Origin of the sequence: Streptomyces sp. NPDC091287, assembly GCF_044768525.1 — a bacterium.
GTDB lineage: Bacteria > Actinomycetota > Actinomycetes > Streptomycetales > Streptomycetaceae > Streptomyces.
On the sequence record NZ_JBIVUV010000009.1, the window covers coordinates 322,026 to 333,750 of the forward strand.

Consider the following 11,725-nt stretch of genomic DNA (forward strand, 5'->3'; position numbering starts at 1 on the left):
CCTCCACAGGGGGGTCGGGGTGGTGTCCCCGTCGCTTCGGGGTGTTGTCCCCGACGCTAGGGAGCCCGCGTTTCGGCGTGGTGCCGTGAGGTGACCGGTGGGCAACCTTGCTCTCACCGGGCCGTTCCCGGCCCGGTGAGATGCGGTGTCCGCTACCGCCTGCCGTCCGGCCAGAGCCGCGGGCGGCGCTTGGCGGCGAGGTCCTCGGCCCAGCCGAAGGCGAGGACGCAGAGCGCGATGAGGGCCCAGGCGATCAGCAGCACGGGCACCCAGCTCTCCAGCAGCCAGGGCACGTTCTCGCTGAGGGCGTCCACCGACCAGAGCCGGTCGTAGAGCGTGGCGGCCGTCAGGATGCAGACGTTGTGCCAGAGGTAGACGGTGACCGCCCGCGAGTTGAGCAGGGTGATGGGCCGGTCGAAGGCGCGCAGCCGCTTCGGCCACGCGGTCCAGGTGGGGCTGAGGTGCAGCAGGAGCAGGACGCAGCCGAAGGACCACAGGGCCTGGGCGAGCGGGATGGAGTCCAGGTCGAAGCCGCTGCGGAAGCCCTCGTGGCTCGCCCACCACAGCCCCGCGCCCGCGAAGAGCGGGGCGATCGACGGCACGACGTAGGCGGGCAGCCGTTTCAGGACGCCTTCGTGGTGGGCCATGCCGAGGACCCAGCAGGCGCCGAAGGTGGAGAAGTCGGTGATCGCGGAGTCGAGGCGGTCGGTGGTGGAGAACAGCTCCAGACGCATGACGACGGCCAGTGCGAGCGGCGCGAGCAGCGTCGGCCAGGGCAGCCTGCGCAGGCCGCGCAGGATCAGCGGGGAGAACAGGACGAACCACAGGTAGGCCCGGATGTACCAGAGCGGCCCGGCCAGCTCCTCCGGCCAGCTCGCGCCGAGGAATCCGTCGATGCCCGCCACGTCGTACGCGTACGGCGGATCGCTGAGCGGCAGCACCCAGTACAGGAGGTGCTGCCACCACCAGCCGGGGTGGCCCTCGGCGTCCGGGCCCCAGCCCTGGGCGGCCATGCCGGTGACGCCGATCGCGCCGAGCAGCCACAGCGGCGGCAGGAGCCGGCGGACGCGGCCCCGGATCACCTGGACGGCGGGCCGCTTCAGCGAGCGCGCCATCAGCGTCCCGGCCAGGGCGAACATGACGCCCATCGACGGGAAGACGATGGGCAGCCAGGCCCAGCCGGTCAGGTGGTAGAGGACGACGCGGAAGAGGGCGAGGGCCCGCAGCAGGTCGAAGTACCGGTCGCGGACGGCCTTCACGGGTGCGGGCGGCGGGACCGTGGGGCCCGGCGGGATGGTCATCGGCAGGGGCGGGGCGGTCATACGTAGGGCCTCCGGTCCGTGCTGCCGCCGCTGACGGCCCCGGCGTCGACGGGCCGCGGGCGCTGGACGGACGAGCCGCCGGGAGCCTCCACCGCGCCCGTGCGGCGCAGCTTCTGCCAGCGCAGCCGGCCGCCGGTGAGCGCGGTGATCCAGGACTGGAGCAGCACGACGTACATGAGCTGGCGGTAGAGGATCTGCTGGAGCGGCAGCGAGATCAGGTGCGTCATGCGCTCCTTGTCCAGCCGGAACGCGTAGGCGGCGCACACCGCCTGGACGACCAGGACGCCGAACCACGCGGCGACGGTCTTGCCGGTGGGGCCGAAGACCAGCCCGTACAGCAGGAACACGTCGATCAGGGGGGCCAGCAGCGGGGCGAGCACCATGAAGAGGGAGACGAACGGCAGCCCGACCCGTCCGAAGCGGCCCGAGGGTCCGCGTTCGATGACCGCGCGGCGGTGCTTCCAGATGGCCTGCATGGTGCCGTACGACCACCGGTAGCGCTGCGACCACAGCTGCTGCACGGACTCCGGGGCCTCGGTCCAGGCGCGGGCGTTCTCCGCGTAGACCACGCGCCAGCCGTCCCGGTGCAGGGCCATGGTGACGTCGGTGTCCTCGGCGAGGGTGTCCTCGCTCATTCCGCCGACCCGGTCCAGGGCCTCGCGGCGGAACGCGCCGACGGCCCCGGGGATGGTGGGCATGCAGCCGAGCACGTCGTACATCCGGCGGTCCAGGTTGAAGCCCATCACGTACTCGATGTGCTGCCAGGCGCCGATGAGGGAGTCGCGGTTGCCGACCTTGGCGTTGCCCGCGACGGCTCCGACCCGGGGGTCCCCGAAGGGCTGGACCAGCTCGCGGACCGTGGACGGCTCGAAGACGGTGTCGCCGTCCATCATCACGACGATGTCGTAACGGGCGTGCCGGATGCCGTTGTTGAGGGCGGCGGGTTTGCCCGCGTTCCGCTGGCGCACGACCCGTACGCGGGGCAGCCACAGCGCCTCGACGAGGTCGGCGGTGCCGTCCGTCGAGCCGTCGTCGATGACGATGATCTCGATTCTGTGCTCACTGGCGGCCAGGGAGCGCACGGTCGCCTCGATGCACGCGCGTTCGTTGTACGCGGGGACGAGGACGGAGACCGGGCGGGTGACGGGCGGTCCCCAGCTGAAGTTCCTGCGGCGGACCTTGCGGGCGTGCAGGAAGGAGAGCAGCAGCATCAGTCCGAAGCGGGCGAGGACCAGGACGCCGATGACGGCGAGGCCGACGACCAGGACACCGGTGATCCGCTCGGACACGGCGACGGCGGCGACGAACGCCTTGCCCTTCCACAGCGCGAACCCGGTGACCGGGGTGTGCGCGCTGGGGGCGTCGAGGGCGGTGGTGAGGCGGGTGAAGGTGTAGCCCCGCTCCTTGAGGTCCGGCAGCAGGGTGTCGAGCGCGGCCACGGTCTGCGAGCGGTCGCCGCCGGAGTCGTGCATCAGGATGATCGCGCCCTTGCCGCCCTTCGGCGTGGCCCGCTCGACGATGGCGCGGACCCCGGGGCGCTTCCAGTCCTCGCTGTCGGTGTCGTTGACGACGGTGAGGTAGCCGCGGCTGCCGATGTACTCCGTGACCGGCCAGGACGTGTTGTCCATGGCGTACGAGAAGGAGGAGTAGGGCGGCCGGAAGAGCGAGGTGCGGATGCCGGCGGCACCCGCCAGCGCCAGCTGGTTCTGCGACAGCTCCCAGTCGATGCGCCCGGTGGACTGGTAGGCGAGGTCGGGGTGGTTGAAGGTGTGCAGCCCGATCTCGTGCCCCTCGGCGACCATCCGCTCGACCAGATCCGGGTGCCGGGCGGCCATGTTGCCGGTGACGAAGAAGACGCCGTGGGCGCCGTACTCCTTCAGCTTGTCGAGGACCTTCGGCGTCCACACCGGGTCCGGCCCGTCGTCGAAGGTCAGGACGATCCGGCGGTCGGGTATGCGCAGGGTCTTCGCGTCACCGGAGCGGGCGTCGATGACGGGGCCGCCGGAGCGGACGTCCTTCGGCACCCGGGTCTGGGAGTCGGCGCCGCGGACCCGGTGGTCGGCGAGGATCTCGTTGTGCACGTATCCGCGCAGCATCAGCATCGCGAGCAGGGCGACGAGGAACGTCGTCGGCAGGAGGTAGCGCATGGGGAGCCTGAACCGGCTCCGGCCGCGTGACGCTCTCCTCGATCTGCCGTTCCTGCCCCGCGTGGCGGGGGAGTTCATTTACGGGGCGCTCTCTTCTTGCACCGGGTGGTCGGGAGTCTCGGCGGGAGGGGTCGTCGGGTCGGACGGCTCCGGTTCGGGGGACGGCGGCGAGGGGTCGACCGGTGGTTCGGCGGTCGAGGTCGTGGGGTCCGGTTCCGTGCCGCCGGCCGAGCCACCCGCGCCGCCCGCCCCGGGGGAACGGGTCGGGTCGGCGGCGACGGACGTGGAGGGGTCCCCGGCCGATCCGGCGGGCACCAGTACGGAGGTGGCCGACGGGGTCGCGTCGTCGGGCGGGCCGGACTCCTCGGTCGCCGCGGGGCCGGAGGCGCTGGGCCCGGGCTCCGGGGAGTCGCCGGACGGGCCGCCGACGGTGTCGTCGGGCGCGGGCGCCTCCTCGGCCTGCTCCGCCTTCGCCTTCTCCCCGGTCTCGGACAGGGGCAGCCAGGGGGCGCTGGAGTTCCCGCCGAGGAGGGCGAGGACCAGCGTCACGGCGTAGGCGACGCAGACCGAGGCCAGGACCCAGCCGATGCGTCGGAAGGTCTTGCCGCGGCGGCCGCTCTCGTCGACGAAGACGGGGCCGTCGGTGCCGTCCGGCGGGGCGGGTTCACCGGCCAGTTCGGCGAGCTGACGGCCCAGCCCGTCGAGCTGGATCGTCGCGTCGTTGGGCTCATGCGTGTGCCCGGTTCTCTGACCTTCGCGCCAATTGTCCACCAGTGCAGCCCCATCCCCCACTCAAGAATCAGGCGCATGGAATTGACTGGTTCTTTACTGTTGGACTGGGCCCCCACCCGTCCATGAACCCGGCCTTCCTGCACCCGGACGATGAATGTAGCGCACGACATTGACGCCCAAGTGCCCCTGAACGGAGTTGATCAGGAACGGTTGCGCATCAGTGACCGATCGCCCTCGGGGAGCCAGGAGCCGGGTGGGGGGTCCATCCACCCCTCGGCAAGGGCCAACTGGTCAGTAGCGCTCCGCAGGGCGTCTACGCCGGGGTGGTTCAGACCCTTGCGCCAGACCAGCGCCAGCGGCGAAAGCGGAATCGGGTCGACGAGCGGGCGCAGCACCGTTCCGGGCAGCGCCGGGAAGTCGACGACGGCGAGCACGGGGTGCCCTCCCTTCGACATGACCCGCTGAAATTCGGCCACGCCCACGGCTAGCGGAACAGGTGGGGCCATGGTGATGCCCCACTCGGCGAACAGCAGCGCGGCGAGGTCCGTCCACTCCCGTGTCCGCTCGTTGCCGGCCCCCGCGTACGCGGTCTCTCCGGACAGCTCGGCCAGGGCGACGACCTCCCGCGCGGCGAGGGGATGAGCGACCGGCAGCATCAGGGCCATCGGCTCGTACCGCACGGGGTGCACGGAAAGTCCCGCGCGCACCGCGGGGGCCAGCCCGGCGGCCCGGCCGAAGGAGGCGTCGAGCCGGCCGGCCAGGATCTCGCCGGCGGCCCAGGTGAGACCGGACTCGAAGCGGGCCATCAGCTCGCACTCCGGCAGCAGTTCGCGGGCGCGCGCCAGCACCCGGGCGGCGGTCGCCCCGTCGCTGTTCAGGTCGACGAGGAGCGGCCGGGCGGGCGCACCGCTGAAGGCCCCGGCCAGTTCGGCGTGCGCGTCGAGCACCCGGCGGGCGTGCGGCAGCAGGCGTTCGCCGTCCGGGGTGAGCGCGACCTGCCGGGTCGTACGGACGAACAGCTCGGCGCCGAGCTCGCGCTCCAGCCGCCGGACGTCCCGGCTCAGCGCCTGCTGTGCGACGAAGAGGCGGGCGGCGGCCCGGGTGAAGTGCAGTTCTTCGGCGACGGCGAGGAAGGCGCGCAGGAGACGGGGGTCGATGTCGGCGGGAGGCACAGCGCGAATCTACAGCGCGGGACGCCATTCACAACACTGACGCGTTAATCGGCGCGGAGAAGGTGTTGGACCCGGGCGGCGGTCCACGGTCAGCCTGGTCGTATGCCGATATCCCGCACCGCCGCCCACCAGGAGTCCGCTCCCCGGCCGGAGGCCGTTCCCCGCCCGGAGACCCTTTCCCGCCCGGAGACCGTTTCCCGCCCAGAGACCGTTCCCCACCCGGCAAATGTTCCCCACCCGGAGTCCGTTCCCCGGCCGGTCCCGACCCGTCGGGGCGTCATGCCCCGAACCGGCCCGTCCTCCCGCCCACTCGCCGCTCCCCGGCCCGTCCCCGCCGCCCGCCCGGACCGGGCCGTCGCACCGCCGGCCACTCCTCTGCTCACCGTCGCCGGCGGCCAGTTGGTCGCGGCCCCGCGCTCCGTGCCCGGGAGGACCGGGGGCGCCGGGCGGGGCGGGAGCGCCGGGCGCAGGCGGTCGTCGAACCCGTACCTCCGGCTGCTGGCCACGCCGGGGGCGCGGGCGTTCACGGCGGGCAATCTGCTCGCCCGGCTGCCGATGGGGATGTTCAGCGTCAGCGCGGTCATCATGATCGCCGGGTCCCGGGGTTCTTACGCCCTGGCCGGGGCCGTCACCGCGACCGGGCTGGCCGCGACGGCGGTCGTCGCGCCCTTCACCGCCCGGCTCGTGGACCGCTTCGGGCAGGCGCGCGTCGCGGTGCCCGCCACCGCGCTCGCCGTGCTGGGGTCGCTGGCCCTGGTTCTCTGCGTGCGCTACGAGGCCCCGGCCTGGACGCTGTTCGCCGCGTACGCAGCGACCGCGACGACCCCGAACACCGGCGGGATGTCGCGGGCCCGCTGGGCGCATCTGCACCGGGGCGACCCGGCGGCCCTGCACACCGCGAACTCCTTCGAACAGGCCGCCGACGAGCTGTGCTTCATGCTGGGCCCGGTGCTGGCCGCGACGCTCTGCGGGGCGCTGTTCCCGGAGGCGGGCACCCTGGCGGGGGCGGTGCTCCTGATGAGCGGCGTCCTGGTCTTCGCGGCCCAGCGCGCCACGGAACCGCCCGTCACCCCTCGTACGAGGACCGTGGCCTCGCCCCTGCGCACGCCGGGGATGCCCGCGCTGCTGGCGGTCTTCCTCGCCACGGGGGCGGTGTTCGGGTCGCTGGAGGTCGTCTCCATCGCGCATGCCGGGGGTGCGATCCTGGCGCTCCAGGCGGCCGGGTCCTGCGCGGCGGGCCTGGTCTACGGCTCGCTGCGACCCGCCCGGAACGTCCGCCTCAGGCTGCTGCTGTGCCTGGCCGGGATGACGACGCTGATGTCCCTGCCGCTGCTGGCCGCCACCGGCTCCGCCTCCCTGCCGGTCCTGGCGCTCTGCCTGCTGGTGGCGGGGGCGGCGACCGCGCCGACGATGGTCACGGGCATGACGCTGGTCCAGCGGTCCACGCGCCCGGAGCAGTTGAACGAGGGCATGACGCTCGCGGTGACCGCGCTGCTGGGCGGGATCGCGGCCGGGGCGGCGGCAGGCGGCTGGCTGGTGGAGCACGCGGGCACGGTCACCGGCTACGCGGCCCCGATGTCCGCGGCGGCCCTCGCCCTGGTCATCGCGGGAGCGGGGACGGCAGTGCGGCGAGCGAGCCGAGCGGGATGACACGGAAGAGCGGGCACCACAGGTGCCGGACACGGGCATCGGGCATCGGGCATGAGAAAAGCCTCCGCCCCGCGAGTGAACTCGCGGGGCGGAGGCTTACATGGGGTGGTGGAGATGGCGGGAATCGAACCCGCGTCCAACGGTGCGGAACCAGGGCTTCTCCGAGTGCAGTTCGCTGCGCTTTTCTCGGCCCCGGAGGTCACGCGAACAAGCCTCCGACAGGCCCAGCCACTGTTTGATTTCCTTCTCGGCCCCGTGGCCGGGCCGAGAAGTTTAGATCCCTAGTTGATGCCAGGATCCGGGTCGGGATCACCCCCGGGCTGACACTCCGCAGAGTCTTCGCTTAGCTGCTAATTAGGCAGCGAGGGCGAAGGCGGAGGAATCGCGCTTGGAATTGGCGATTATTGTTTGCGACATATGGTTTACGAGATCATTGCCGCTTCCTCGACTCGCTTCCCCTGCTTCGACATCCGCTGTCGAAACCGATCATCCCCATGTTGATTTTTCAAAACGCGCACCTTCGCTGAGGTGCACGGCCCATCGTACGTGACCAACGCCGGACGATGCCACTGTATTCCTGCCCGGCCGCCGGCCCCGCCGGGACAGGCCCCGCTCAGGCGCTGCGCTGCCGCCGGCGGGCCGCCGAGATGGCGCGGTTCGTCTCCCGCGTGTCCTGCTTCTCGCGGAGCGTCTGCCGCTTGTCGTACTCCTTCTTGCCCTTCGCGAGCGCGATCTCGACCTTGACCCGGCCGTCCTTGAAGTACAGCGCGAGCGGCACGATCGTGTGGCCCGTCTCCTGCGACTTCGACTCCAGCTTGTCGATCTCGGCCCGGTGCAGCAGCAGCTTCCGCTTCCGCTTGGCCGTGTGGTTGGTCCAGGTGCCCTGGACGTACTCGGGTACGTGGATGTTGTGGAGCCAGGCCTCGTGGTCGTCGATCTGGACGAAGCCGTCGACCAGGGAGGCCCGTCCCATGCGCAGGGACTTGACCTCCGTACCCATGAGGACGAGACCGCACTCGTAGGTGTCGAGGATCGTGTAGTCGTGCCGCGCCTTCTTGTTCTGCGCGACCATCTTGCGCCCGGTGTCTTTTTCCTTCGCCATAGTGCGGTCATTTTCGCACTACGACCCACCCCCGAGGCCACTCAATACCGTTTCGGCCCGCTGCTGGGCCCTCTCCCCCACCACGAGGTCGGGTGTGATGCCCCTGCCGTCGACGTTCCGGCCGGCCGGCGTGCGGTAGTGGCCGACTGTCAGCTCGGCCACCGAACCGCCCGGAAGCTCGCTGGGCATCTGTACGGAGCCCTTGCCGAAGGTGGGCGAGCCGACGGTGACCGCGCGGCCCCGGTCCTGGAGCGCACCGGTCAGCAGCTCGGCGGCGCTCATCGTGCCACCGTCGACCAGGACGACGACCGGCCGGCCCGTGTCACCGCCCGGATCGGCGTACAGGGCCTGCTCCTCCCCGCGTACGTCGTACGTGGCGACCAGGCCGCCGTCCAGGAAGGCGGAGGCGGCGACGACGGCCTCGGTGACGAGTCCGCCGGAGTTGGCGCGCAGGTCGAGCAGTATCCCGGCCCCGTCGGGAGCCTCACGGACCGCTTCCCGGACCTCGGCCCCGGCGCCCTTGGTGAACGCGGCGACCTTGATCAGGACCGCCGACGACGGCTCGGCCCCCAGCCGCCGCACGGTGACCGCCTCGGTGGTCAGCCGGGCCCGCCGAAGGGTCTCCGTCCAGCTCCGGCCCTCCCGCACCAGGCCGAGCTCCACCCGGCTGCCCTCGGCCGCCCCCGTACCGTCGCCGCGCAGCAACGCGACGACCTCCGCGACGGGGCGCTTGCCGACCGCGCGGCCGTCCAGGGTGCGCAGCAGGTCGCCGGCGCGGATGCCGGCCCGGTCGGCGGGACCGCCGGCCTGCACGCGGGACACCGTGACGTCGCCGCGGTCGGTGCGCCGGGCGGAGAGCCCGACGCCGGTGTAGGAGCCGTCCAGCGCCTGCTCGAACTCCTCGTACTCCCGCTCGTCGTAGACCGCGCCCCAGCGATCGCCACTACGGCTGACGACCTCTTCGGCGGCGTCCTTCACGGACTTCCCGTCCGCCTCGGCCTCGGCGGCGGCGTCCTCGATCTCGTCGCGGTCGACCGGGGCGACGGTGGAGGAGACGGCACGCGTCTGCGGCCCGGCCCCGGAACCGGGGTCCTGCGGCAGTGAACCGGTCGCGGCACCAGTGGCGAGCGCGCACCCGAAGACCAATGTCAGGGCCGCCCCGCGGCAGAGGCCGCGGGGCCGGAAGCGGTGCGAACAACCCGACATGGCGCCGAGTCTAGGACAAGCCCCCTGGGGCGCACGGGCGCTCGCCCGTGCGCCCCAGGGGGCACATGTCACACCTTCAGGTACTTGCGCAGCGCGAACAGAGCGGCGACGGCGGGCATCAGCAGACCGATCGCGAGCACCAGCGGGAGCTTGGTGAGGACCGCGTCCCAGCCGATGAAGTTGATCAGGTTCAGCTTCTCCTGGAGCGCGAGGCCGCCGTCGATCAGGAAGTACCGTCCGCCGAGCAGCATGGCGCAGGCCAGCACGCCGCCGATCAGACCGGCGACGGCCGCCTCCATGATGAAGGGGGCCTGGATGTAGAAGCCGGAGGCTCCGACGAGGCGCATGATGCCCGTTTCTCGTCTCCGGCTGAACGCGGAGACGCGCACGGTGTTGACGATCAGGATCAGCGCGATGACGAGCATCAGGATCATCACGTAGACCGCGACAGCGTTCATGCCGTTCATCAGCTCGAAGAGCTGGTCCAGGATGGACCGCTGGTCCTGGACGGACTGCACCCCGTCACGCCCGGCGAAGGCCGTCGCGACGACCTTGTACTTCTGCGGGTCGTCCAGCTTGACCCGGAAGGACTCCTGCATCTGGTCGGGCGTGATGTTGCCCGCCATCGGGGAGTCGCCGAACTGCTCCTGGTAGTGCTTGTACGCCTCGTCGACCGTCTCGAAGTGGACCGTCTCGACGGCGTCCATCTTCTCCAGGTCGACCTCGATCTGGTCCTTCTGCTCCTTGGTGACAGCCCCCTTGGCACACTTGGGCATGTCCTTGGCGTCGTTCTTGTTGCAGAGGAAGATCGAGACGTTGACCTTGTCGTACCAGTAGTCCTTCATCGTGCTGACCTGCTCGCGCATCAGCAGCGCACCGCCGAACAGGGCGAGCGAGAGGGCGACGGAGACCACGACCGCGAAGGTCATCGTGAGGTTACGGCGGAGACCGACGCCGATCTCCGACAGGACGAACTGGGCGCGCATGGCGTCCTTTCAGTACTCGATGCTCGAAATGCACGAAGGGCCGGAGCCCCTCGGTCAGTGCTGGTAGCCGTAGACGCCGCGTGCCTGGTCGCGTACGAGACGGCCCTGCTCGAGCTCGATGACGCGCTTGCGCATCTGGTCGACGATGTTCTGGTCGTGGGTCGCCATGATCACGGTGGTGCCGGTCCGATTGATCCGGTCCAGCAGCTTCATGATGCCGACGGAGGTCTGCGGGTCGAGGTTGCCGGTCGGCTCGTCCGCGATCAGCAGCATGGGGCGGTTCACGAAGGCGCGGGCGATGGCCACGCGCTGCTGCTCACCACCGGAGAGCTCACCGGGCATCCGCTCCTCCTTGCCGCCGAGGCCGACGAGGTCGAGGACCTGGGGCACGGCCTTGCGGATCTCACCGCGGGGCTTGCCGATGACCTCCTGGGCGAAGGCCACGTTCTCCGCGACCGTCTTGTTGGGCAGCAGGCGGAAGTCCTGGAAGACCGTCCCCAGCTGGCGGCGCATCTGCGGCACCTTCCAGTTGGACAGCCGCGCGAGATCCTTGCCGAGCACATGGACCATGCCCGTGCTGGCGCGCTCCTCGCGCAGGATCAGTCGCATGAAGGTCGACTTGCCGGAGCCGGAGGACCCCACCAGGAAGACGAACTCACCCTTCTCGATGTCCAACGAGACATCGCGCAGAGCCGGTCGGGTCTGCTTCGGGTAGGTCTTGGAGACGTTGTCGAATCGGATCACGGATGCACCACGGTCGGCCGGGAGTAGGTGAGCGTGACCATACGCGAACCGGGCTCACGCGTGCAGGCAGCGTCCGGCAATGTGCGTTTTATGGCGGATCGCCCCCTGGAACGAAACGGGTCGTGCCGGACCTTGTCCGGCGGGCCGCGCCGAAATCGTCGCGAGCTGGCACAGTGGTGGGGGGAACGGTTGCGTTTCCGTGAGCGTTGTGCGGAGAGAGCGGCAAGCGGCTCCGCCGCGCGGGAGGAGGAATGCGCATGACCTATGACCGACTGGTGTGCGCGAACTGCGCGTCCCCCGTCAGTGAGGGCCGCTGCCGTGTCTGCCGTGCCGTGCGGCAGCAGATGCTGGAGGAGCAGGGCCAGGGCCCGCTGGCCGGGATGAGCCCGGCCATGCTGATCGCCCTGATGGTGGTGCTGCTGACCGCGCTCGCGCTGCTGGCGCACCAAGCGGCCTGATCCGGCCCCGCACGGCCCTTCGGGGCCGCCCCTCATAGCCCCTTCGGGGCCGACAGACGTATGCGTACGGCCGCCTGAGCGGTTCGGGCGCGCAGAAGGGCCCGGGAGGCGGGCGGTTTCTAGGGGTCGTCGCAACACGTGGTTGTGTTGGTCAGGCCGTGAGCAGTTTATGCAGGCGCTCGGCTGGGGTTTCCCAGCCGAGCGTT

At 71.1% G+C, this 11,725-nt stretch carries 10 protein-coding genes and 1 other RNA gene; 2 read left to right on the forward strand and 9 right to left on the reverse strand.

Features of this window, described 5'->3' with window-relative positions; all coding sequences use genetic code 11:
• Positions 1–152: 152 nt before the first annotated feature.
• From ACIQRW_RS18160 to ACIQRW_RS18175, 4 genes are all read right to left on the reverse strand, one after another.
• Positions 153–1,322 (reverse strand): acyltransferase family protein, encoded by a 1,170-nt coding sequence (locus ACIQRW_RS18160; RefSeq protein ID WP_403761013.1) that lies wholly within the window; start codon positions 1,320–1,322, stop codon positions 153–155.
• A complete protein-coding gene (locus ACIQRW_RS18165) occupies positions 1,319–3,547 on the reverse strand; it encodes a glycosyltransferase (protein ID WP_403761015.1) in 2,229 nt (742 codons plus the stop codon). The genes ACIQRW_RS18160 and ACIQRW_RS18165 overlap by 4 nt, the downstream gene beginning before the upstream one ends.
• Complete coding sequence (locus ACIQRW_RS18170; RefSeq protein ID WP_403761018.1) at positions 3,548–4,240, reverse strand: hypothetical protein; 693 nt, start codon at positions 4,238–4,240, stop codon at positions 3,548–3,550.
• Positions 4,241–4,401: 161 nt separating this feature from the next.
• The gene (locus ACIQRW_RS18175; RefSeq protein WP_403761020.1) at positions 4,402–5,373 is read right to left on the reverse strand and encodes a LysR family transcriptional regulator; all 972 of its coding nucleotides are present in this window, start codon (positions 5,371–5,373) and stop codon (positions 4,402–4,404) included.
• 279 nt (positions 5,374–5,652) lie between these two features.
• Between ACIQRW_RS18175 and ACIQRW_RS18180 the strand changes: the two genes are divergently transcribed.
• Positions 5,653–7,023, forward strand: coding sequence for an MFS transporter (locus ACIQRW_RS18180; RefSeq protein ID WP_403761023.1), 1,371 nt, complete (start codon positions 5,653–5,655; stop codon positions 7,021–7,023).
• A 106-nt stretch (positions 7,024–7,129) separates the two neighbouring features.
• Here ACIQRW_RS18180 and ssrA read toward each other — a convergent pair.
• The 5 genes from ssrA to ftsE all read right to left on the reverse strand — a co-directional run bounded on the left by ssrA (position 7,130) and on the right by ftsE (position 11,061).
• Positions 7,130–7,517, reverse strand: a transfer-messenger RNA (tmRNA) gene (gene ssrA / locus ACIQRW_RS18185).
• Positions 7,518–7,636: 119 nt separating this feature from the next.
• On the reverse strand, positions 7,637–8,125 hold the full coding sequence (gene smpB / locus ACIQRW_RS18190; RefSeq protein ID WP_032790702.1) for an SsrA-binding protein SmpB: 489 nt from the start codon (positions 8,123–8,125) through the stop codon (positions 7,637–7,639).
• Between the two features lie 18 nt (positions 8,126–8,143).
• A complete protein-coding gene (locus ACIQRW_RS18195) occupies positions 8,144–9,331 on the reverse strand; it encodes a S41 family peptidase (RefSeq protein ID WP_403761026.1) in 1,188 nt (395 codons plus the stop codon).
• A gap of 68 nt (positions 9,332–9,399) precedes the next feature.
• Positions 9,400–10,317, reverse strand: coding sequence for a permease-like cell division protein FtsX (gene ftsX, locus ACIQRW_RS18200; protein ID WP_403761029.1), 918 nt, complete (start codon positions 10,315–10,317; stop codon positions 9,400–9,402).
• A 54-nt stretch (positions 10,318–10,371) separates the two neighbouring features.
• Entirely contained in the window at positions 10,372–11,061 is a 690-nt protein-coding gene (gene ftsE / locus ACIQRW_RS18205; protein ID WP_003968787.1) for a cell division ATP-binding protein FtsE, read from the reverse strand.
• 257 nt (positions 11,062–11,318) lie between these two features.
• On the opposite strand from ftsE, the gene ACIQRW_RS18210 reads away from it, so the two are divergent.
• Positions 11,319–11,519, forward strand: a complete 201-nt coding sequence (locus tag ACIQRW_RS18210) for a hypothetical protein (protein ID WP_003968786.1) — start codon at positions 11,319–11,321, stop codon at positions 11,517–11,519.
• Positions 11,520–11,725: the final 206 nt, after the last annotated feature.